General features: G+C 33.3%; 21 protein-coding genes and 1 tRNA gene. 8 read left to right on the forward strand and 14 right to left on the reverse strand.

Annotated features, from left to right (window positions below; translation table 11 throughout):
- Positions 1-63: 63 nt before the first annotated feature.
- From J3U56_RS10370 to dnaQ, 3 genes are all read right to left on the reverse strand, one after another.
- A complete protein-coding gene (locus tag J3U56_RS10370) occupies positions 64-426 on the reverse strand; it encodes a YbaN family protein (protein WP_267332821.1) in 363 nt (120 codons plus the stop codon).
- Between the two features lie 101 nt (positions 427-527).
- Positions 528-604, reverse strand: a tRNA-Asp gene (locus tag J3U56_RS10375).
- A gap of 118 nt (positions 605-722) precedes the next feature.
- Positions 723-1,403 carry a DNA polymerase III subunit epsilon gene (gene dnaQ / locus J3U56_RS10380; RefSeq protein ID WP_416379709.1) on the reverse strand — a complete coding sequence of 227 codons (681 nt, stop codon included), beginning with the start codon at positions 1,401-1,403 and terminating at the stop codon, positions 723-725.
- A gap of 238 nt (positions 1,404-1,641) precedes the next feature.
- Here dnaQ and rnhA point away from each other — a divergent pair, with 238 nt between their 5' ends.
- From rnhA to J3U56_RS10395, 3 genes are all read left to right on the forward strand, one after another.
- Positions 1,642-2,115, forward strand: coding sequence for a ribonuclease HI (rnhA, locus tag J3U56_RS10385; RefSeq protein WP_267332819.1), 474 nt, complete (start codon positions 1,642-1,644; stop codon positions 2,113-2,115).
- 64 nt (positions 2,116-2,179) lie between these two features.
- Positions 2,180-2,908 (forward strand): hydroxyacylglutathione hydrolase, encoded by a 729-nt coding sequence (gene gloB, locus J3U56_RS10390; RefSeq protein WP_267344134.1) that lies wholly within the window; start codon positions 2,180-2,182, stop codon positions 2,906-2,908.
- A gap of 42 nt (positions 2,909-2,950) precedes the next feature.
- Positions 2,951-4,210: a transglycosylase SLT domain-containing protein gene (locus J3U56_RS10395; RefSeq protein WP_267332817.1), complete on the forward strand. Its 1,260-nt coding sequence runs from the start codon at positions 2,951-2,953 to the stop codon at positions 4,208-4,210.
- On the opposite strand, the gene J3U56_RS10400 is transcribed toward J3U56_RS10395, so the two are convergent.
- From J3U56_RS10400 to rlmC, 6 genes are all read right to left on the reverse strand, one after another.
- Entirely contained in the window at positions 4,191-4,970 is a 780-nt protein-coding gene (locus J3U56_RS10400; RefSeq protein ID WP_267332816.1) for an endonuclease/exonuclease/phosphatase family protein, read from the reverse strand. The two genes, J3U56_RS10395 and J3U56_RS10400, sit on opposite strands and share 20 nt — an antisense overlap.
- Position 4,971: 1 nt before the next feature.
- The gene (gshA, locus tag J3U56_RS10405) at positions 4,972-6,534 is read right to left on the reverse strand and encodes a glutamate--cysteine ligase (protein WP_267332815.1); all 1,563 of its coding nucleotides are present in this window, start codon (positions 6,532-6,534) and stop codon (positions 4,972-4,974) included.
- Positions 6,535-6,827: 293 nt separating this feature from the next.
- Positions 6,828-7,346 (reverse strand): HugZ family protein, encoded by a 519-nt coding sequence (locus tag J3U56_RS10410; protein ID WP_267347736.1) that lies wholly within the window; start codon positions 7,344-7,346, stop codon positions 6,828-6,830.
- A gap of 56 nt (positions 7,347-7,402) precedes the next feature.
- Positions 7,403-9,079, reverse strand: coding sequence for an ABC transporter ATP-binding protein/permease (locus J3U56_RS10415; RefSeq protein WP_267332813.1), 1,677 nt, complete (start codon positions 9,077-9,079; stop codon positions 7,403-7,405).
- 82 nt (positions 9,080-9,161) lie between these two features.
- Entirely contained in the window at positions 9,162-11,357 is a 2,196-nt protein-coding gene (locus tag J3U56_RS10420) for a TonB-dependent hemoglobin/transferrin/lactoferrin family receptor (protein WP_267347739.1), read from the reverse strand.
- 338 nt (positions 11,358-11,695) lie between these two features.
- The gene (gene rlmC / locus J3U56_RS10425) at positions 11,696-12,850 is read right to left on the reverse strand and encodes a 23S rRNA (uracil(747)-C(5))-methyltransferase RlmC (RefSeq protein ID WP_267347740.1); all 1,155 of its coding nucleotides are present in this window, start codon (positions 12,848-12,850) and stop codon (positions 11,696-11,698) included.
- Positions 12,851-13,065: 215 nt separating this feature from the next.
- Between rlmC and map the strand changes: the two genes are divergently transcribed.
- The gene (gene map, locus J3U56_RS10430; protein WP_065634177.1) at positions 13,066-13,854 is read left to right on the forward strand and encodes a type I methionyl aminopeptidase; all 789 of its coding nucleotides are present in this window, start codon (positions 13,066-13,068) and stop codon (positions 13,852-13,854) included.
- Positions 13,855-14,059: 205 nt separating this feature from the next.
- Here map and J3U56_RS10435 read toward each other — a convergent pair whose 3' ends face one another.
- Positions 14,060-14,929, reverse strand: coding sequence for a co-chaperone YbbN (locus tag J3U56_RS10435; protein ID WP_267367604.1), 870 nt, complete (start codon positions 14,927-14,929; stop codon positions 14,060-14,062).
- A gap of 26 nt (positions 14,930-14,955) precedes the next feature.
- Positions 14,956-15,726: an SDR family oxidoreductase gene (locus J3U56_RS10440; protein WP_267332809.1), complete on the reverse strand. Its 771-nt coding sequence runs from the start codon at positions 15,724-15,726 to the stop codon at positions 14,956-14,958.
- A 101-nt stretch (positions 15,727-15,827) separates the two neighbouring features.
- On the opposite strand from J3U56_RS10440, the gene J3U56_RS10445 reads away from it, so the two are divergent.
- Together J3U56_RS10445 and J3U56_RS10450 are read left to right on the forward strand one after the other, a co-directional pair.
- The gene (locus tag J3U56_RS10445) at positions 15,828-16,520 is read left to right on the forward strand and encodes a 5'-methylthioadenosine/adenosylhomocysteine nucleosidase (RefSeq protein ID WP_267332808.1); all 693 of its coding nucleotides are present in this window, start codon (positions 15,828-15,830) and stop codon (positions 16,518-16,520) included.
- Positions 16,517-17,140, forward strand: a complete 624-nt coding sequence (locus J3U56_RS10450) for a TRIC cation channel family protein (protein ID WP_267332807.1) — start codon at positions 16,517-16,519, stop codon at positions 17,138-17,140. Before J3U56_RS10445 ends, J3U56_RS10450 begins: the two co-directional genes overlap by 4 nt.
- A 25-nt stretch (positions 17,141-17,165) precedes the next feature.
- Here J3U56_RS10450 and rnd read toward each other — a convergent pair whose 3' ends face one another.
- Positions 17,166-18,257 (reverse strand): ribonuclease D, encoded by a 1,092-nt coding sequence (gene rnd, locus J3U56_RS10455; RefSeq protein WP_267367607.1) that lies wholly within the window; start codon positions 18,255-18,257, stop codon positions 17,166-17,168.
- A 19-nt stretch (positions 18,258-18,276) separates the two neighbouring features.
- Positions 18,277-19,425, reverse strand: coding sequence for a metallophosphoesterase (locus J3U56_RS10460; protein WP_267367610.1), 1,149 nt, complete (start codon positions 19,423-19,425; stop codon positions 18,277-18,279).
- 32 nt (positions 19,426-19,457) lie between these two features.
- Between J3U56_RS10460 and cmoA the strand changes: the two genes are divergently transcribed.
- Both cmoA and cmoB read left to right on the forward strand, forming a co-directional pair.
- Positions 19,458-20,228 carry a carboxy-S-adenosyl-L-methionine synthase CmoA gene (cmoA, locus tag J3U56_RS10465; RefSeq protein WP_267332804.1) on the forward strand — a complete coding sequence of 257 codons (771 nt, stop codon included), beginning with the start codon at positions 19,458-19,460 and terminating at the stop codon, positions 20,226-20,228.
- A gap of 36 nt (positions 20,229-20,264) precedes the next feature.
- Positions 20,265-21,233, forward strand: a complete 969-nt coding sequence (gene cmoB / locus J3U56_RS10470) for a tRNA 5-methoxyuridine(34)/uridine 5-oxyacetic acid(34) synthase CmoB (protein WP_267332803.1) — start codon at positions 20,265-20,267, stop codon at positions 21,231-21,233.
- 439 nt (positions 21,234-21,672) lie between these two features.
- Here cmoB and J3U56_RS10475 read toward each other — a convergent pair whose 3' ends face one another.
- The gene (locus J3U56_RS10475) at positions 21,673-22,095 is read right to left on the reverse strand and encodes a hypothetical protein (RefSeq protein ID WP_065634168.1); all 423 of its coding nucleotides are present in this window, start codon (positions 22,093-22,095) and stop codon (positions 21,673-21,675) included.
- Positions 22,096-22,414 lie beyond the last annotated feature (319 nt).

Genomic DNA, 22,414 nt, shown 5'->3' on the forward strand with positions numbered 1-22,414 from the left:
ATATTGTTACAGGGTAACTTGCCCTGTAATTTATTTGCTTGTTATAAACACTCCGCTTAGCTATTACTGCTTATTAAAATAATAATAACCAAAAACAAGGTGAGCTAAAAAGACTACCGCTAAGATAATTCTAACATGTAATGAATTAAAAATAATAAATGGAATTAGCAAAACAATAAACACCATTATTAACATTTTTAGCAGGCTTGATTTAGTGACTTGTTTTTCAATTAGCATCTTCTGGATATAAATCTGATAATAACGACTTTTGGTAAAATAGTGATAAAGACGATCAGAGCTATTAAGCCATAAATAGGCAGTTAATAAATAAAAAGGTACTGTTGGTAGAAGAGGAACAAAAATTCCAACTGTCCCTAATGTAAAAGCCATGCCACCACCGATGATAAATAACCATTTTTTTAACATGAGAATATAGCTCTATTTCGACTAAATATTGATTAATAGAATGGATACTAAGTAGATATAGTATAATTAGGTAACAAATAAGGACCAAAACAAGATTGAATTGGCGGAACGGACGGGGCTCGAACCCGCGACCCCCTGCGTGACAGGCAGGTATTCTAACCAACTGAACTACCGCTCCGCTTTTTAGCTTTCTTTAATGCAACAACATTAAAGTAGGCGTGATGTTAAAGATAAATTTTATTTTCGTCAATAATAATTTGCAAATTAATGTTTAATTGCATATAAAACCATCATTATTATGAGTTCCATAACGCCCCACCACTTTTTTTGTCAATTTTTTCTAAAATAGCTTTATGTTGGCCAAGTTCATCATCAGACGCTTTGATTACTTTTAAACGATTACCATTACGATCTATTTTCTTAACAGCATTAGCATCAGTGGAAGATGAAAGATGATCATCGTTACTAAATGACAAGGTGGTTTGCCCCCCTGTCATTGCAAGATAGACTTCTGCTAAGATCTCGGCATCAAGTAAAGCGCCGTGCAGCGTTCGGTGAGAATTATCAATCTGATAACGTTCACAAAGCACATCTAAATTATTACGTTTTCCCGGAAACAAGCGTCTTGCCATTGCTAAGGTATCGGTAATAATACAGTGATCTGCTGTTTTGAAATTTAAGCCACAAAGGCGAAATTCGTAATCCATAAAGCCGACATCAAACGAAGCATTATGAATAACTAACTCAGCACCATCTATAAACTTGATAAAATCATGAGCAATATTTTTAAAAATAGGTTTGTCTTTTACAAATTCATCACTAATACCATGAACTTTAAAGGCTTCTTCATCGATTAAACGTTCGGGATTAATATAGACATGAAAATGATTTCCTGTTAATCGTCGATTAACAATTTCAACAGCACCAATTTCAATAATCTTATGTCCTTCATAATGATTATTGCCTTCTTGATTCATACCAGTGGTTTCTGTATCTAATACAATTTGGCGATTACAATTGGTTATCACGTTATTCTCTTTTTGTTTATCAATAATTGGGGAATGATCAAAATAATGGTATAGTTTAGCACTAAACGCTTCTAATGTTGAGACCCAATAGTATAGAGGGTTAACTCATTTATAGTAACAAACACTCGTTTTGGTTTTATCTTTAGCAGATAGCTAACAATTAATATCATTTTAAAAGATTATTAACATGCTCAAACAAATAGAAATTTATACTGATGGTTCTTGCTTAGGCAATCCCGGTCCTGGTGGTTATGCCGCGATATTAAAATATAAACAAACAGAAAAAATCTTATCAAAAGGTTTTTATAAAACAACCAATAACCGTATGGAATTACTTGCAGCAATTGTTGCTTTAGAAGAGCTAAAACAACCTTGTTTAATTGAATTATTTTCCGATAGTCAATATTTGCGTAATGGCATTTTAAACTGGATCCATGCTTGGAAAAAAAACGGTTGGAAAACAGCTAATAAAAAACCAGTAAAAAATGCCGATCTTTGGACTCGACTAGATTCACTAGTACAAACGCATAAAATTGAATGGATTTGGGTAAAAGGACATGCTGGACATATTGAAAATGAACGTTGTGATGTCATTGCAAAAAGTATGGCTGAAAATCCAACTATGCATGACACGCTATTTGAACAATCTGCAGTTGACTAAGTGTTAATTCAATAAAAATAGCGTGATAATATTTAATAAATTTTGTTGAAAGGAGTTAGGTCATATGTTTCAATTGCATATTATTCCGGCATTAGCAGATAACTATATTTGGTTGCTCGAAAATGCCCATAGGCAAGTGATTATCGTTGATCCTGGTGATGGCAAACCTGTTATTAACTATCTAAACCAGCACCAACTCTCCCCCCTTGCAATTTTACTTACTCATCACCATATTGATCACCTTGGTGGTGTTAAATTACTGCAAGATTACTATACTGATATAGCCATTTATGGGCCAAGTGAAATTAATCTACCTTTAATATCACTATCTAATCAGCACACAATTACCATTGCTGATTTTAAATTTGATATATTAAAAGTACCAGGCCATACTTTAGGACATTTAGCCTATTACTGTGCGCCCTATCTTTTTTGTGGTGATACGTTGTTTTCGGCCGGATGTGGACGAGTTTTCGAGCAGCACTACCAGCAAATGTTAGATTCACTCAATAAATTAAAAAAGTTACCGGATAACACATTAATTTGTGCAGGTCATGAGTACACTTTATCGAATTTAAAATTTGCTACACACATGGTACCGGAAGACAAAAATATTACGCAATATTTAAATTATATTTCAAATAAAACAATAACTTTACCTTCAACGTTGTTGAATGAAAGACAAATTAATTTATTTTTGAGATGTAATGAAAAAAACTTACAAAGTAAATTCAATTTTAACAATGAGTTAGAATTGTTTACTTTTTTTAGGAGCCAAAAAGACAATTTTTAGGTATAATACTCAACTTAAATTCATGTTAAATCTTGTAAACTAATGAAAAAGTTAATAATTTTTACTGTGTTATGTTCTTTTTTAGGTGCATGTCAAAATCACGGAGCTCGCTATAATAGCACTTATAAAAAGCACAACTCTAAATCAATAATGACAACGAGTATCAAAAGTGGTGGTGTAAATTACTCATCAGTGACTCAAAATCCTTGGCAATTTATGTTAGCGCAAATCAATGTTAATGTGCCAGAGAATAGTCGAATTAAAGCTGAAAGAGAACGTTTATTACGTGATCCTCAAGGATTTGAAACTATCGCACTACGTTCTGAACCTTATGTATACTATATTATCAACCAATTACGTAAAAATAATTTACCGGTTGAGTTGGCATTAATTCCTTTAATTGAAAGTTCATACGATCCGATGGCAACCTCCTCTGCTCAAGCTGCGGGATTGTGGCAATTTGTGCCAATTACAGCCAAAGAATATGGATTAAAGCAAAGCAATTACTTTGATGGTCGCCGTGATTTGATTGCATCAACTAATTCAGCTATATCACTATTACAAAACCTTAATAGCAAATTTAATGGTGATTGGTTATTAACTCTTGCTGCTTATAATGCGGGTGAAGGTCGAGTTAGAAAAGCAATAGAAAAAAATCAAGCTAAAGGTTTACCAATCAATTATTGGTCTTTAGATTTACCTAGTGAAACCATGCACTATGTACCTAAGATTTTAGCCATCATTGATATTGTAAAAAATAATCAACAATATGGTATTAAATTACCCGATTGTAATTATGAAAATTCTTTAGTTCGAATCGATATGTCTAAAAATATCTCATTGGCTAAAATTGCCCAATATACTGGGTTATCACTCAATGATTTAATGACATATAATGCAGGGTATGTACAACAAACAGTAAATGGTCCTTTCCATCTGCTAGTTCCTTATGTTCATGCTGAAGATTTATTTAAAAAATTACAAGCAGAGAATCTGGTTGCTAATGAAATAACTGAACTATTACAAGACGTACCGCATGCTACAATGCCATTTGAAGTGAAATCGTCAACGATTAAGTATAGTTCAACAAATAATAAAACGGTTAATTCTATTTTAGGTAAAAATGGTAATAGCAGTAAAAAAATTACCTACCTTGTTAAAGCGGGTGATAACCTTTACTCTATCGCACAAAATTATCGTGTAAAAATTACCGATATACTTGAGTGGAATAAGTTAAAAAATTCGCGTGTAAAAGAAGGCGATATTTTAACTATCAACCTTGCTAATGCAAACCCAATCTAAAATTCACTAATAGAGGATTATGATCGGATGCCGTTGTACTAATAATTTCAGCCGCATCAAGTTGTAATCCTCGATAAAAGATAAAATCTAACGGTCTGCCCATAAATGTTTTTCGAATATCGACAGAAAAATTGACCGGTTTCAATCCTATAGAACGAATCAGATGATATAAAAGATTTAAACGTTGACGACTCCACGCATTAAAATCCCCAGCCAAAATGACCGGTCCATGATGTTCTTTAATACGATTTAACAATATGAACATTTGTTGGCGATAAACTTTTACCCCCAAACTAAAATTAATAGCATGTATATTGGCGACTAATAATTGCTCTAAAGAGTGCTCAATCGGGTAATAGGTAATTAATGCTGACTTAGGTACTCTAATTAGTGGCTCTCTCTCTTTAAAAGATAATAAGGCAGTAGGTAAACTATCAGTTATGGTCATAACGCCTGCATAGATATCATTTAAACAATAAGCCGGAACATGATCAGCTATTTTATTATGCTTTGCAATAAAGTTTAATAATTGTGGTGTGGTTTGGGCCTCTTGTAATAAGATTATTTTGGTACTTTTTGCATATTGCTCCAAAATTTGAATACAATCCGCCCTTTTTTGCTTGAAAATATTCCAAACTAAAACTGAAAAAGAGTTTTGGTCAATTAAAGGTTGATTTACGATGATATGATGATTAGGTAAAATCAATTCAACATCATTATTTCCTTGATATCTTAATGTATAATCACGATTTTTAAACATACTAAACGGTCATTTTTTGTTTCAAATAATCATCAAATGATAATGTATCACTTTGCTCTTTCTTTTGCTGTTTTTCAATAGATAAAATACGTTGCTGAACAAAATCACCATCGGTTAATAACGATAGTGGTTCGGTAATAAGTTGTTTTTTATATTGAGTTGCAAGTACTAAACCAAATTCAGACGTACCTAAATCACTAATAGCCTGTAATGTTCTTGCTGAAAGTGTTAGCTCTGGCTGATCAAACATCAATTCTAATCGTTCACAAACTTTACGATATTGCTGTTGATCATCTTTATGATCTAAAACATCAGCAACACGCAGTAAGTCTTTAAATAAATCATGACCAACTTTAGAAAGCGGCTCATGATAACTATCACAACCTATACCAATTTCAAGCCCAGGTTTACGCCCTTCTATGACAACACGATTCCAGTTTAATTTTGCACATTCAAGCTCTTGGCTACTCATTTCGGGTGCGGGTGCTAAGGCACACCATATTAAAAATAGATCAATAAAACGAATTTGCTCCTCAGTAATACCAATCGGTGAGAATGGGTTTACATCTAAGGCTCTAACTTCAATGTATTCTATTCCACCACGTAATAAAGCATCTGATGGGGTTTCACCAGCCCTAGGCACGCGTTTTGGTCGAATTGGCGCATAGAATTCATTCTCTATCTGTAATACATGATCATTTAATTGACGGTAGTGACCGTCAACTTTGATACCTAATTTTGCAAATTCTGGGGATTTAGTTTGCGTTGCTCGTTTTAATCCTTCGGCATAAGTCTCAAGATGATTAAAAGTAATACCTAATTGTTTTTGAGCATTATTGGTATACCCTATATCACTCAATCTTAATGAGGTCGCATAAGGTAAATAGCAATTACCATTGGTTTGTTCAATAAACGCTTTGGCTTTTTGGGGATCTTGAATGAAAGAAGAACACATAGAGGGTGATGCACCAAACAAAAAAGGAATGACCCAACCAAAACGATAATAATTACGAATTAATCTAAAATAGCCTTCAGAAATGACCGCTTTACCTTCTTCACTATTTTTAACACCATCACGAGCTTGCCAAAAAGCCATTGGTAATGAAAAATTATAATGCACGCCAGATATGGTTTGCATCATCGCGCCATAGCGATTTTTTAAACCTTCTCGATATGTTGTTTTGAAGCGTCCTTCATTTGATTTACCATATTGCGCTAAAATAATGTCATCTTCATTTGCGACAAAGCACGGCATGCTTAAAGGCCACATCATTTCATCACCAATATTGACACTAGCGTAACGATGTAAATCACGTAAAAACGTTAGCATATAATCGATGTTGGTATTAACTGGCGTAATAAATTCCAACATCGATTCGGCAAAATCTGTTGTGATCCATGGATGAGTTAAAGCAGCTCCAATTTTATTAGGAAACGGGGTCTTAGATAATGTACCATCAGGTAAAATACGCAACGTTTCACGTTCAACACCACGTTGAATACCTTGTAAAATAGTATAATGCTTTTCTAACCAGTTGAGTGCTTTAGAAACATCAGGAATCATAGTTTAGTGCTTCCTTAATCATATTTTTTATTAATATCATATTAACACAATTTGCCTTATGCTAAATGCAATTTTGATATTATTAAAATCATTAAATAAGCTTTTATAGAGTTAATCGGCAAAAACGGTAACATTGATTGAACAAAGTGCCGATTCCAATAATCAAACGGTTAATGTGTAGATGTTGATAGATAGAAAATAAAATACAACGTTATTATTTGTTTATAAATTGAGTAGACTTTATTAGCCTACTCAATTTTAACTATTTTTAAAACTGAACCCTGATTTTACTTTTATTGTTGTGCTTTTTGATTAGCAAGATAGCTTTCATCAACTGGCGTTATCACTTTGGTTTGATGATCGTAAATAAATGTTCGGCCAAAACCAATTACAACGCGACCCACTGTTGGTGTGATTTTGTATAAATTGAAATCATTCATTTCAGCCAACATATAAACCATTTTACTGACTCGCTTAGCCAAATTATCAATAATGTGTTCAAACACATCTGAACTTCTTTCTATGATCTTAGCTGTCGCTTGTGATGTTATACGCCTACGAGCATAAATGTTTTTAGTGTTTGTTTCATCCTCAATAATTAAAAACGATAGGTTAGGATTTGTTTTAATATTTTGACTATGAGGCGCCAAATTAGAGATCAGAATATAGTAATCATTCCCATCAAAAAAGTAAGGTGAATAGCTAGTTTCAATACCAGTATCTTTATTTATTGTTGATAATATCAAGGTTAAAACTGACTCATGCAAACTATTTAAAGTATTATGTACAAGATCATTTGTGGACTCAGCCATAGAAAAACTCCTTTTTTATTTTAATTTAATCTTCAAATTATGTTTACTGTCATGTGTTATAAAATCAATTGATAACAATTGGTAAAATAATTTGAGACATCTGTATGTGAAATAATAATAAAGCTACTTGAGGGTAACTTACGTTGTAATAATTGTAATAGTTGTTGTTCTGATTTTTTATCGAGGGCATTGGTTGTTTCGTCCATAAATATCCAATCAGGTTTTTGCATCAATATTCTGGCGATTACTAAGCGCTGCTTTTCACCACCAGATAGTTTGTTAAAATCACAATCAAGTAATTGATTTTCGATATTTTCTGACGAAAAACCAACTACTAATAAAAGTGCTTTAATATGTGTTAAATTTTTTTCGAGTAAAGGCTCGGGATAGCTAACTGCATGCGCTAATCCACCTATTGGAAAGTAAGGTGTCTGAGATAAAAAGAGTATTTTTGATGCGGGTAATTGCACTGTTCCTTCATAATAAGGATAAATGCCAGATAATATTTTTAACAGTGTCGATTTTCCCACTCCAGATACGCCAGACAAAATTACCGATTCACCTTGGTTTAGCTGAAATGTTGGGCATTTAAGTAAAACTTTGCCCTGCGGAGTTTTTATGATCAAATTGTTAATTTGCAGAGTATTTATCGTATCTTCAGGTTGATCGGATTGACGATGTATTTCCGTGACAGATTGCGTATATTTGACAAATTGACACAACCGGTGACTACAAGCAATCAGTTCAGCCAATTTATTATAATTAAAAATAAACCAAGATAAATTAACCACAACATTACTAAAAGTTTTGCTAATTTGCATCAATGAACCTAAACTGACTTTGCCAATCAAATAAATCGGTAATGCAAAAAAAGTGGGAATTTGAAGTACAGTCAAATTATAAGGTCTTGTGAAACAACCTAATCGTAATTGACGCTTAATTAATTGATACCAATTGTTTTTTATTTCATCGAAATACTGATTTAAAATTTGCTTTTCAACATTTTCACCTTTTAATAAAACAATAGGCTCTTTCGATTCTCGAAACCGCGTTAAAGCAAAACGATAATTTGCTTCTTTATGTTGTTGTTCAACTAAGAGTTTTTTTAAAGGTCTTCCTAACCAATGGGCAAGGCATGAGCAAAATAATACATACAACGGCGCTAACCAAATCAGATAATGAGAAATACTGATATTGATACCGCAAATACTAAAAGCTAATACAAAACTGTCGGTAATTTGCCATAACAAGACAAAATAAGAAAAAAGTCCTATTAACTGTGTAATAAATGAAAACCCTTCATTGGTTAATTTCTCAACAAATAACTGACAATCTTCAGCTATCCTTTGATCTGGATTATCAATTTTTTGTTGTTTGTTATTAAGATACCAATAAGCTCTATTATCAATCCAATAATCTAAAATCTTATTATTAAGTGTATTACGCCAAGTAATAGTCAAAACTTTTTTTAAATAATCAGCAATAAGATAAGTCATCGCCCCTAAAAAAGTTAATAAAATAAAAACCATTATTTGATTTAAAACACCCTGCATATCATACTTTTCTAATGCATTATAGAAGTTTTTATTCCAACCTATCATTTCGAGGCTGATTTTTATTAGAATAATATTCAAGCTAATGACAATAAATGCATAACCAAATCCCAACTTACCTTGTTTTGTATTGCAACATAACTTAATGAGCAAAAAAATATTTTTTAAGGTTTGCAACATCTTTACTCTCTATACTGCCTATTACTCATCAATATGATCAATTCTTTAAACAAAAATTGATCATTAATTAGATTTAAATTTTTTAGAAACTAACCGCTATATCAAAACCAAATGTTCGTCCCGGTGCGGTTTGCAATTCCAATGGATTGGTTGCTTTCACATTATCTTTCGGATCTTTATAATAAGTACTGAACATAGGCCATTTAAAATAACGTTTATCGAAAATATTTAAGACTGAGGCTCTTAACGTGATATGTTGATTAGGATGCCAATTAAAATAGGCATCATAAATGGCATACCCTTGAGGTTTAAATACGTCGCCTGCTGTCTCGTCATCTTTTGATACATGGCTAACCGCTTTAGAAAACGAACTCACAATCTCACTATCTAAGTTAAGGTCGGGTTGATGCCATTTAATGCCAAGATTACCTTGTAAAGGCATCGCTTCGTTAAAGTAAGATTTTTTCTCGCCAGGTGAAGATTGCTTTTTACCATACTGGTATGAGGCCGAAGCGTTCAAAGACCAATTCTCTAGAAAATGCCACTCAGCAGATGACTCTATCCCCCACATATTAACGTTAGATAAATTTTTGTAGGTATAATCTTTAGGCCCAACCTGAATAAAGTTTTTAATATAATTACTATAATTGGCTTTAAATAGACCAAAACTAAACCAGCCTTCAGAAAAATCACCGCGTAACCCCGTCTCATACGATTTTACTTTTTCGGGTTTTAAATTAGGATTAGGAATCAAATTCATTGAAGCCGAAGGTAATGAGGTATATAGCTGTTGCGCCGTTGGCATTTTAAAACCTTCGGCATAACGTGCATAAATTGAATATTGATCAGTAAGGGAAAAAAGTGTACCGAGTTGTGGGATTAAACGATGTGAAGTCAATTTACGAGGCTCTTTGTCTTTAATCACCACATAGTAATCATCAATATTGGGTTTGATTTCATAAGTGGCATAACGTAACCCCGGTTTGATTTTAAAGCGCTCTGTAATTAAATGAAATTCATCTTGAAGATAGATGTCTGCTCGACGAGTTTTTGCATTGGCAAAGTTAAATCCGCCACCAATTGTTTTTACACCATTTTTAGTGCTCTCATTACGATAATGGCTACGGGTTATATCACCTTGAAAACCATATACTAAATCATGCGCTGTATCTAAAAAATCAAAGCTAGAATTTAATTGTAAATCAAACTGTAAAAACTTCTCTTTATAATCATTAGTAGTATAAGTATAGATAGGTTTATTTTTCTTATCTCTCTGTTCACGGTGAGATTTTAAATATCGCTCTTGGGGTGAATAAGAAATCACTGTTTTTATTTGATCAACAAAATTTACCGAAGGTGACCACGTATCATCAATGGCATAATGTTTTCGTGTTTGTATTTGAGTGCGCTTATAGTCGCCATTAAAGGTTCCCGAAGATTGCAAACCATAATCATACAGCTGTTTTACATAAGAGTTTGAACGAAAATGTTCAAAAGTTAATTTTGTTTCGCGGTTATCATTATGGAAAACCAACTTAGATAACAGGTTTTCTGCTTTAGCATCTAATGGATTAAGTTTATTACATCCGATGGCTTCATCCCCTCTTGGGCACCCCCAAATTCCCCCATTAGCTTTAGCTTTTCTTAACTTAGCTTCTTGATAATCACGCCGACTAAAACTTAGTAAAGCTTCTAAATTTGGCATTAATTCGAAAGCAAGCATACCCGTTTTAGTATTTTGTTTATTTAAACTATCATAAGCACCATTAATTTGCACTGCATAAGGCTTATTCTGCAATAAATCACTTGGATCTAATGTTTTAAAGGCAACCACACCGCCCAGTGCGTCCGCTCCCCATAATACAGAGCCCGGACCACGAACAATTTCAACCGCTTTTATTGTTGATAAATCGATAAAATTACGGTTGCCATCTTGTAACCCTTCTATGACTCTCGCACCATCAACTTGCATTTGTATGCGGTTACCTGTCATTCCTCGTATTCTAATTCCACCTAAATTACCAAAAGGATCAGTCCCCGAGGTTTGTCTGCTAACAGTAACGCCGGGAAGATAGCGAACTACATCTTCCATTGTTGACATTTGATGATCTTCGATATTTTTTTTATTAATCACATCAACCGTTTCGGGAATGGCCAATTTTGCTTTCTTTTGTCGACTAGCGGTTACCGTAATGGTATCTAAATCATCATTTTCAGCATAAACCTGAAATGTCATTGAAGCAGCCAAAATAGTTAACAATACTTTATTTACTTTCATCCTGTTTTAAAAACCCTATCCATATGAACTATATTAACTATTGCTCCAATATTTGATAATTATCATTTTTTATTTTTTAATCTAACAAATTTAATTAAAATTATCAATGATAATAATTACCATTTACATATGATAATGATTATCATGTTGACGATATATAAATTATATTCAATCAAATTAATAGGTTATATAAAAACGCTTTGTGCTTAATAAAATAGAAGTAGTCGTGCAATAAAAATGGTAATTTGTATAACGTTCATAAAAGTGATGAAAAATAATTACCATTAATAATGCGTGGTTAATAGCATAAAGAAAATTGAGAACTGGCTATGGGAAAACTAATCTTTTTTTTGTAATAAGACTAATATTTCCATATGAGAGGTATGTGGAAACATATCAAATAATTGAGTTTTTAAGATCTTATAGTTAGATAATTCATTTAAATCATCTACTAATGACGTCAAATGACAACTCGAATATAAAATGTAATTTGGCTCAACCTGTTCTAAATATTGCATAAGCGTTTTACCTGCCCCACGTCGAGGAGGATTGAGTAACACTAAGTCAGGAATATCGTGCTGATTAATGGCATATTGAGTTGCATCGAGTGATTTAAAAGTTAAATGTTTAAACCCAAGTTTTTGAGCAGATTTATTGGCACATTCAATTGCATCACTGCTGATTTCAATCCCTGTTAACTTAATGTCATTGCAGATAGTATGATCAATATTTGTCACACAACTTAACCCAAAACCACCTACCCCACAAAAAAGGTCCCAAATAGAGTTAATTGGTAAATGAGTGACCCAGTCACTTGCGGTTTTATATAAATTTTCTGCAACATAGGTATTGGTTTGAAAAAAACTTTTCGATTTGATATAGAGTTCAATATTATTTAATTTTATTGGTAAATATGGATTTTCAGTAATAACCAATTCTTGTTCACCCTCTAAAATTGCGGCATGATTAGGTTGAATATTAATTGATACTACGTGTAAATTTTGTATGTAATTTTGTAACTGACTGATTGTGTTTTTAATTTGTTCAACAAATTTTGAGGATCTTAGGACAAATCGCAACATATAACTGTTTTGATTATTACTAGCACTTTCAGTAATAATAATAAATTTCAATTCACCTTTTCGTTTATTAATATTATAGGGAACTATTCCTTGTTTACGAATATAGCTACGTACAATTTTAAGAATGCTTTGCATGCTATCACTGTAAAGTGGACAATCACATAAATCAACAGCTTGTCCCTGGTGTTGTATGCCTAAGATTGGTTTTTCAACTGTTCCAAGTACTGCCATTTTTGCTTTATTACGAAACCCTTTTTGTTCACTGGCAAAAGGCGCTTTTAATTCTAACGGTTGGAAAGGTGTTAATTGTTTAATCAATTGTTGTTGTTTTTCATCGAGTTGTGTTTGATAAGGTCGTTCAATCCATGGACACGATAAACACTTTTTTTGCTGATAATAGCGACATTGCATGATGATAAAACCTATTTTTCTAATGTATATTTTATTGATAATTTTTTATGAGTGAGAATTTCTATTCAATTTTATACTAAAACATCAGCTTACCTTAATTTTTTTACCAAACATTTCAACATTTTTCGATTCATTGTAAATATACTAATAGCTATGATTTGACGAAATACCGGTATATGATAGGATAATGCCGTTAATATTATAGGAACGAATTAATGTCTATCAAGTTAAAAACTCCCGATGAAATCGAAAAAATGCGTATAGCTGGTAAACTTGCCGCTGAAGTATTAGAAATAGTTGAACCTTATGTTAAACCCGGTATAAGTACAGGTGAACTTGACCAAATTTGTTATGAGCATATTGTTAATGTTCAAAAAGCAATTCCTGCCAATATTGGTTATTGTGGATATAAACATACTAGTTGTATTTCAATCAATGATGTAGTTTGTCATGGCATTCCAAGTTTTGAAAAAAAAATTAAGGATGGTGATATTCTTAACATTGATGTCACTGTTATTAAAGATGGTTATCATGGCGATACTTCACGAATGTATATTGCGGGTAAACCGACCATTGCCGGTGAAAAATTATGTCAAGTCACTCAAGAAAGCTTATATGAAGCAATAAAAATTATTAAGCCTGGTATTCGTTTAAAAGAAATTGGTAAAACGATTCAAAAATATGTTGAAAAATTCGGTTTTTCATCAGTTAGAGAATATTGTGGTCATGGTATTGGTAATGTCTATCATGATGAACCACAGGTATTACATTATGATGCTGACGATGGCGGAGTGATTTTAAAACCGGGAATGACTTTCACTATCGAGCCAATGGTTAATACCGGCGATTGGCGTACTCGCACAATGAAAGATGGTTGGACAGTTAAAACAAAAGATCATGGTCTTTCTGCACAATATGAACATACTATTTTAGTCACCGATAACGGCGTTGAAGTGTTAACCCTACGCAAAGATGAAAACTTTCCTCGCATTATTGAACACTAAATAAAAAAGATTCAACAATGATACAGTTGTTGAATCTTTCATTACTTATTATTTTTAGCAAACCACCATTTTTTATTCGCTATCTATTGTTTAACTCACCAATACCAAACAATTCACTTTATTAGTTAGTTATACTGTTAATGATTAAAGTCAATAAAACAATAGATAGCAATAAATATTGATCTTTTTCGATACACTTTATCTATCAATATAATAATGTATAAAGTTTACGTCGATAAGCACTTGCCAGAGGATTACTGGTACCAAGAGCCGCTAATAGATCCAGCAATGTTTTTTTCACTTGCCCACCTCCAGCATTGAGATCTTTGGTCAGCGGTTGATATAATAATTCTAACGCTTCTTCATGACGCCCTACCTGCATTAATTGAGAAGACAATTGAATCATTAATTCTATATTATCGGGATGTTGAGCTAATTGCGCTTGCAACAATTGTAATTCAGGTGAATTAGCTGCTTGTTCGAGTAGTTCTATTTCTGCTTGTAAACCATGAAAAGTGGAATCCTGATCTTGCAATGGAATAGTACTAAGTACCTCTTTTGCTTCACTTAATTGTTTGAGTTCTATTTGCGATTTAGCAAGCATTAGTGCAATATCAGATCTTGGCTTACCTAGATGATCGGTCAAGGCTTTCCAAGCTTGTCTTAACAAAGGTAAAGCTTGTTCGTATTTAGCTTCATTAAATAATGATTGTGCTTCGATTAATTTTAATTCATCTTCATTTGGTAATACTTTAGCTAAAAAATCCCTTATCACTTGCTCTGATTGCGGCCCTTGAAAACCATCTACAGGTTGGCCGTTTTGGAATAGATACACAGTTGGTATTGCTCTTAAACCAAATTGAGCCGCCAACATTTGCTGTTCATCACAATTGACACTTGCTAATATAAATTGCCCATTAAATTCGTTTGCTAATTTTGTTAGTGTTTGTGTCATTGTTTCGTGTTCTGGACTTCGTGCAGACCAAAAGTAAAACAATACCGGTGATAGCGATGACTTTTCAATAATTGCTTGAATATTGTGTTCATTCACATCAAAAATAAATTGGTTTTGCATAAATGTTTCCTAAATTTTTCGGCTTATTATTTATTAGATAAAATTTTATCCATTAATCTATCGGGAAGCAAACGTTTAGCGATAGCAGCAAGTTTAGTGACTTTTGTTACCCTGTAACGAATTTTTGGCTTATTACTCTCTAATGCATGATATAAATAAGGTAATACCGCTTCAGGAAGAAGCGTAAATCGTTTAGCAATAGGTGGATTTTCTATAGTATTATTCTTTTCAGTTTGATTAACATTACTGGAAAAATAGGTTTTTAAGGGACCTGGTTCAATTAAACAAACTTTAATATTGGTTTTATATAATTCTAATCTTAATACGTCTGACCATGCTTCTAACGCATATTTGCTTGCAGAATAAGCCCCCCGACCAGGGGTTGCTACGATGCCCACAATAGAGCTTGTTTGAATAATTCGGCCTTCATTTTGTTCAAGCATTGCAGGAAGCAGTAATTGGGTTAACTGGTGAACACCAAAAAAATTGGTTGAAAATTGAGCTTCTAATTGCTCACGATTAATGGTATTTAACCGACCATAAACACCAAAACCTGCATTATTAAATAATGCATATAATTTACCGTCAGTTAATGTTAACACCTCTTTTGCTGCCTGTTTAACTGATTCAGGATTATCTAAATCAAGTAATACTGTTTCAAACCCTTGCTCAATAAGTTTTTTCTGGTCAGACGCTTTACGACACGATGCAATAACGCGATATCCACGTTTTTTTAAAGCAATCGCTGAAATCAAACCAATACCACTAGAACAACCGGTAATAAATATTGTTCGCAAATTTGGTCACTCCTTTGTAATGATATATTGTCAAGTTAATCCTCTGCAATTATGATAGCACATCTAAATTTAAGTGAGTTAATCAAAGCTAAGAGGATTAAATGAAAATCGCGATTATTGCCGCAATGGAAGAAGAAGTTGCTATATTAAAAACTAAAATCAATCACTATCGTGTAGAAAACCATTTAGGATGTGATTTTCATTTAGGTCAAATTGCCGGTTGTGACATTGTATTGCTCCAATCCGGTATCGGTAAAGTTGCAGCAGCATCGGGCACAACATTATTATTGAATAATTACAACGTCGATGCCGTTATTAATACGGGTTCAGCAGGAGGATTATCATCTAAACTTAATATTGGCGATATTGTTGTGTCACAGGATGTTTTTTATCACGATGTTGATTTAACTGCTTTTGGATACCTACCAGGACAAATGTCTGGCTGCCCTGCCACCTTTGAATCTGCTGAAAAATATCAATTACTTGCTGAAAACTGCATAAAAAAACATGGCGTCAATGCAATTGTAGGTTCGATTGGTAGTGGCGATGCATTTATTAATGGTAAAAACCATTTAGATAGAATAAAACAAACCTTTCCTGATGCAATTGCTGTTGAAATGGAAGCTGCAGCAATTGGTCATGTATGTTGGCTTTTTAAGGTGCCGTTTGTTGTGGTGCGAGCAATTTCCGATAATGGTGATAATGAATCAGCAATTGATTTTCAATCATTTTTAAAACTTGCTTCTGCACAGTCATCGTTGATTGTAGAATCAATGTTGAGTGAACTTGCGTGAGTTACCTTTTTTGGTTTGACCTTTTAGGCACTATTGTATTTGCTATTTCTGGCGTATTGTTAGCCGCAAAAAAAGAGATGGATCCAATTGGTGCACTTGTTTTAGCTGTTATTACCGCTATTGGCGGTGGAACTATTCGAGATATGGTGTTAAATCATGGACCGATTTTTTGGATAACTGACTCAACAGATTTATATGTTGCTATTATCGCCTCACTAATAACCATGTTGTTGTTGCGTTATTCATCAACCCTAACTATTCCTAAATGGTTATTTTCGGTATTAGATGCAATTGGTCTTGCCGTATTTGTCGGTATTGGGGTAAACAAAGCTATTGACTCTCAAGTCAATAGCCTAATTGCAGTATGTATGGGCGTTATGACCGGTGTTGGTGGTGGAATTATACGAGATGTACTTGCCAGAGATATTCCTATGGTTTTTAGAACCGATATCTACGCAACTGCCTGCATAATCGGTGGAACAACACATGTCATTGCTTATAACGCACTTAATTTGCCGTTAGAGATATCCACCCTGCTCGGTATTTCAGTGACACTTATTATTCGCCTATTAGCGATTTATCGTAATTTAACACTACCTATAGTTGGATTAAAAAAATAATCGCCATCACAATACTCTTGAATTTTTACTGCTCATTCGCGATATATTTTTCAAATAAAGGCTTTCGCCAACCAGCTAAAATATCAGGTAAAGCATCGGTTTTATCTATTTGCCATTTAACATACTGATTGATTAATCGTCTTGATAATAACAAATCTTGATTTAACCCAGTATGCTCAGCAATATCTTGTGCTGCTTGTTTTAATTTATCTGCAATATTTTTGTAGTTAGGGTAAGAGTTCACTCGACGAATAGGTGGAATGTCTGGAATAGGTTCTAATAAAATAGCTAAAATAGCCTGTCCATATAACCGTATTTCCTTGCCATTCATACCTAATTTATCAAGTTCAGCCAAGGAACTTGGCGAATAACGCGCTATTTTAAATAGTGTTTCTTCATTCACGACAAAATTTAAAGCGATATCGTTTTGTTTAGCGGTATTATAACGATAACGTGCGAGTTTATATAATTGACCTAAACTTTTGCCCTTTAGTTGCCAACTGTTTTTAATATTAAGATAAGCATCATCTGGATTAATGATTTCGCACTTACGCTTAATTACGGTTTGGCATTCTTGATAAGCTGCCGTTAGATAACCTTGTTTCGTTAATTGCGTTTTAAGTAAATTCATCAAAGGGAATAGATACAAAACATCATTAATAGCATAATTACATTGCTTTTCAGTTAATGGACGTTTTAACCAGTCTGTACGCGTTTCACTTTTATCTAATTCAACATTTAAATATTTGTTAACTAAGCTGGCATAACCACTGCTTATTGGATTATCTAAAAACGAAGCGAATATTTGGCTATCAATAATTGGCGTTGGCAAGCAACCAAAAAAGTGTAAAAAGACTTCAATATCTTCACTGCAAGAATGAAAATATTTTTCAATAGTAGGATTATTTAAGATAGCTAAAAAAGCCTGCCAATCAGTAATTGCTAGCGGATCAATCAGGGCAGCATATTCACCATTAAACACTTGCAACAATCCTAAATGAGGATAAAAAGTCCGAGTGCGCACAAATTCTGTATCCAAAGCAATTGCATTGCTATTGGCAATTTTTACGCAGTATTGATTTAACTGCGCATTATTGGTAATAAATTGATATGGCAAGGTCTGTTTCCTAATTAGTTTAGTTAGTGCTTGATGCTGGTTGTTTAGCAAAATCGATATCGATAACTGCGATTTCAGAACGCGTCATTAAACGAATTGGCGGTCCCCAAAGACCATAACCACTACTCACAATACTAACAAAAGGTTTCTCATTATCTTGATAGATGCCGTGGGCATTTTTATACATTGCCGCAACGAGCAAATTAATAGGAAACACTTGTCCACCATGAGTATGACCTGAAATCATTAAATCCACTCCTAACGAAGCAGGTTCAACTAAATCTTTCGGTTGATGATCCAATAAAATAACTGGGCTTTGCGTATCAGTAAACATCATCAAGTCAGATAAAGAAGCCCGTTTTACATCATATAACGCAGATGAAAAATCATCGCGCCCAACCAGGTTAATACCGACATCATCCAGATAAACTATATCATCTTTTAACACTTTCATATTCGCTTGTTGATAGGCATTAATGATATCTTGTTCACGATTATTCGGTTCCTTTGTACCTAAATATTCGTGATTACCGAAAATGATATATGTACCATATTTTGATTTTAATTGCTGAAATTGTTTATAAAAATCTTGCTCGATAAATGGTTTTAAACGTTTATCTAACGTATCACCAGTAATAACAATAAAATCGGCATTCAAACTATTCACTTTATCAACCATTTGTTGAATCATTCTATGCGTAGTTAATTCATTGATATGAATATCTGTAAGCTGAACAATACGTAAATGATCAACATTAGCCGGTTTATTAATTTTAACTTGATAATTAACAATTTTAGATTCGAAAGCCATCTCATGGCCATAACAAAATAGTGCGAGAACACAAATGATATAGATAATTTTGGTCGCTAAATTGGGACTAAATTTATTTTTAATAAGTTTATGCACAATATCAAACAATAAAGTGACAAAAATAGCGCAGATAATTAAACCGAAAGTAACATTCGCCAATAAAGGCAGCCAATAAGTAGACAAACTATCAAATATCTTTGAAAGTACTAAAGATAAACTCGCGATACCAACAAAAAACCAATAAGCAATTTGATATACACCACGTGGATGACATTTAAACCAAAATTGCCAACGTTTGCCTAAATAGATAGCGATCAGAATGCTAACAACTATGGCAATAAGCGCAATAAAACTCATAATTACCCGAACAATTGAACCTAAAAAATGGTATGATAACAGAATTAATTTCTATAGTACCAATAACTTTTATGGATATCAAAAAAGACCAATTATTTTCGACACCCATTGATAAATTAGGCGATTGGACATTTGACGAAAAGGTTGCAGAAGTTTTTCCTGATATGGTGCAACGTTCGGTTCCTGGTTATTCTAATATTATCTCAATGATTGGCATGTTAGCAGAAAGATTCGTTCAACCAAATTCAACAGTTTATGATTTGGGGTGCTCTTTAGGTGCGGCTACTCTCTCTATTCGACGTAATATCAATCATGCTAATTGTCGTATTATTGCAGTAGATAATTCCGAACCCATGGTTGAACGTTGTAAACGACACATCGAAGCATACAAAGCTAAAGTTCCTGTTGAAGTCATCTGTGATGATATTTGCAATATTAGTATGCAAAATGCATCAATGGTGGTACTTAATTTTACCTTACAATTTTTAACCCCAGACAATCGTCAACGTGTTTTAAATAATATCTATCAAGCATTAAAACCTAATGGTATTTTGGTCCTTTCTGAAAAATTTAGTTTTAGTGATCCAACTATTGATGAATTACTGTTCAATATGCATCATGACTTTAAACGTGCGAATGGCTATAGCGAACTTGAAATTAGTCAAAAACGAAACATGTTAGAAAATGTGATGCTGACCGATTCGATCAAAACACATAAAAAACGCTTATCTCAGGCAGGGTTTAATCATATAGACACTTGGTTCCAGTGTTTTAATTTTGGATCTATTATCGCAATCAAATAATGTATAAATGCAAACACAGATAACAAGGAATAACACATGATCGACTTTGGTGATTTTTACCAGATAATCGCAAAAAGTAAACTGAGTCGTTGGCTTGAGGTTTTACCGGCACAACTAGCCAATTGGCAAAAACAAAACATTGATAATCGCTTTAATCAATGGCTCAACAGTATTAAGCATCTACCGTCTATCACGCCTTATCAAATTGATTTATTGCATAGTGTCACAGCAAAAACCGAACAACCGCTAACTAATGGCGAACAATTACGGATTACGCAGTTATTAAAAACCATGATGCCTTGGCGTAAAGGACCTTTTAATTTGTATGATATTTATATTGATACCGAGTGGCGTTCAGATTGGAAATGGCAACGATTAATCAATCATATTGATACCTTAGAAGGTAAAACAGTTTTAGATGTTGGCTGTAATAGTGGTTATCATTTATGGCGTATGATTGGTGCTGGAGCCAAATTGGCTGTGGGCATTGATCCAATGGCGCTTTATTTATGCCAATTTGAAGCAATCCGTAAATTATTAGGTAATGACCAGCGAGCCCACCTATTACCACTAGGTATTGAAGAGTTACCCAAACTCAATGCTTTTGATACCGTATTTTCAATGGGCGTTTTATATCATCGCCGTTCCCCGCTTGATCATCTCTATCAATTAAAAGATCAGCTGATTAAGGGTGGGCAATTAGTATTAGAAACACTTGTCATTGATGGTGAGCTGCATCAAGCGCTAATGCCCGGTGAACGTTATGCTCAGATGCGTAATGTTTATTTTATTCCATCAGTACCCACCATGATTAACTGGCTCAATAAATGTGGTTTTACCGAAGTTAAGCTTGTTGATCTTTCGACTACTAGCTTGGATGAACAACGTAAAACAGAATGGATGACATCTGATTCACTTGCTGATTTTTTAGATCCCAATGACATAACCAAAACCGTAGAAGGCTATCCTGCCCCAATGCGGGCAGTATTTATTGCTAAAAACTAGTCTACAAACCAATAATAGACACAAATAGTGATGATGAGTGTTAATCAAAATGTCTCTTTAAAATGACTAATTAATTGACAATGACTAACAATTGGCACAATAAATGATTCGCAATAATGCGGTAATAGTCATTGCCTGACTGCGATCTTTTGCCTTACCCAACAGTAATAGATGAATATTGTGAATGATATTACAATACATGATTTATAACTTGAATAATGAGTTTTTGATGAGCAGTTAGTCAATCCTTATTTAAACATATTAACGATGTAGATTTGGCGAAAACCAATACGCTAGTAGCCAGTTTGGGCTTTTATGTGGAATAGGAAGTGGTATCAATAAATACGTTATGTTTGGATAAGACTTTTACAAAATATGGACATTATTTTATTAAAGCTTATCCAATAGCGATTAGCTAACGCATTCTTAACTAAAAATATTACTGACAAATTTCTTTAATCGATAGCGTAGCTGGTACGTTACGATCATCAGAATACTGGAAACGAAATAAAAAACGAATATCATAAAAACTCAAGACATTGACAACATCTTGCTTATTACAAAATTCATCTTTAAGCTGAACTCTAAAATAATCAGAAAGATCCTGTACTGGCAAGGTTTGGCTATCTGCGGGAATTTTATACTCAAATACAATGTTATTACTATTTGCGGTAATATTGGTTAGTTCTGTACCATCTGCCGTCTTATATGGAAACTTACCTTTTTCACCTAAAATCGATTTTTTTGCGCTATTAACAATGGCCGAACTTACTTTAGATACTGGCGGTAATTCATCGCAATAAGCCGATGAAAACATCAATAATCCAATCAATATCACTGCTGATTTCGCTAATTTTTTCATTGCGCTATCCCTTATTATATTATTTAATCTTACCCGATAAAAAATGCTCATTCACTATTTTTAGTAAGTGTTCTATTAACTGCTGATTATTATCAATATATTCTATTCATTAATATATTCGATGATTATCTTACACAAAATTTTTTATAAAAAAAGTATTTAATTAACTTACCCTATTTTTATTGTGCAATTGATCTTAATAAGATATCTAATGATAGAAATTTGCTTAAATCAATTGTCTTTAATTTTTAAATATATTCAATATGTTAATATATATAGCATAGCTAAAGGTTCATCTCTATCAAGCTGGAATAAGACT

This window comes from Gilliamella sp. B2824 (genome assembly GCF_026536245.1).
GTDB lineage: Bacteria > Pseudomonadota > Gammaproteobacteria > Enterobacterales > Orbaceae > Gilliamella.

Bases quoted from the DNA above. Each gene is read 5' to 3' on its own strand.
- J3U56_RS10370 (WP_267332821.1), bottom strand. From the start codon at position 426: ATGTTAAAAAAATGGTTATTTATCATCGGTGGTGGCATGGCTTTTACA.
- dnaQ (WP_416379709.1), bottom strand. From the start codon at position 1,403: ATGAATCAAGAAGGCAATAATCATTATGAAGGACATAAGATTATTGAA.
- rnhA (WP_267332819.1), top strand. From the start codon at position 1,642: ATGCTCAAACAAATAGAAATTTATACTGATGGTTCTTGCTTAGGCAAT.
- gloB (WP_267344134.1), top strand. From the start codon at position 2,180: ATGTTTCAATTGCATATTATTCCGGCATTAGCAGATAACTATATTTGG.
- J3U56_RS10395 (WP_267332817.1), top strand. From the start codon at position 2,951: ATGAAAAAGTTAATAATTTTTACTGTGTTATGTTCTTTTTTAGGTGCA.
- J3U56_RS10400 (WP_267332816.1), bottom strand. From the start codon at position 4,970: ATGTTTAAAAATCGTGATTATACATTAAGATATCAAGGAAATAATGAT.
- gshA (WP_267332815.1), bottom strand. From the start codon at position 6,534: ATGATTCCTGATGTTTCTAAAGCACTCAACTGGTTAGAAAAGCATTAT.
- J3U56_RS10410 (WP_267347736.1), bottom strand. From the start codon at position 7,346: ATGGCTGAGTCCACAAATGATCTTGTACATAATACTTTAAATAGTTTG.
- J3U56_RS10415 (WP_267332813.1), bottom strand. From the start codon at position 9,079: ATGTTGCAAACCTTAAAAAATATTTTTTTGCTCATTAAGTTATGTTGC.
- J3U56_RS10420 (WP_267347739.1), bottom strand. From the start codon at position 11,357: ATGAAAGTAAATAAAGTATTGTTAACTATTTTGGCTGCTTCAATGACA.
- rlmC (WP_267347740.1), bottom strand. From the start codon at position 12,850: ATGCAATGTCGCTATTATCAGCAAAAAAAGTGTTTATCGTGTCCATGG.
- map (WP_065634177.1), top strand. From the start codon at position 13,066: ATGTCTATCAAGTTAAAAACTCCCGATGAAATCGAAAAAATGCGTATA.
- J3U56_RS10435 (WP_267367604.1), bottom strand. From the start codon at position 14,929: ATGCAAAACCAATTTATTTTTGATGTGAATGAACACAATATTCAAGCA.
- J3U56_RS10445 (WP_267332808.1), top strand. From the start codon at position 15,828: ATGAAAATCGCGATTATTGCCGCAATGGAAGAAGAAGTTGCTATATTA.
- J3U56_RS10460 (WP_267367610.1), bottom strand. From the start codon at position 19,425: ATGAGTTTTATTGCGCTTATTGCCATAGTTGTTAGCATTCTGATCGCT.
- cmoA (WP_267332804.1), top strand. From the start codon at position 19,458: ATGATAACAGAATTAATTTCTATAGTACCAATAACTTTTATGGATATC.
- cmoB (WP_267332803.1), top strand. From the start codon at position 20,265: ATGATCGACTTTGGTGATTTTTACCAGATAATCGCAAAAAGTAAACTG.
- J3U56_RS10475 (WP_065634168.1), bottom strand. From the start codon at position 22,095: ATGAAAAAATTAGCGAAATCAGCAGTGATATTGATTGGATTATTGATG.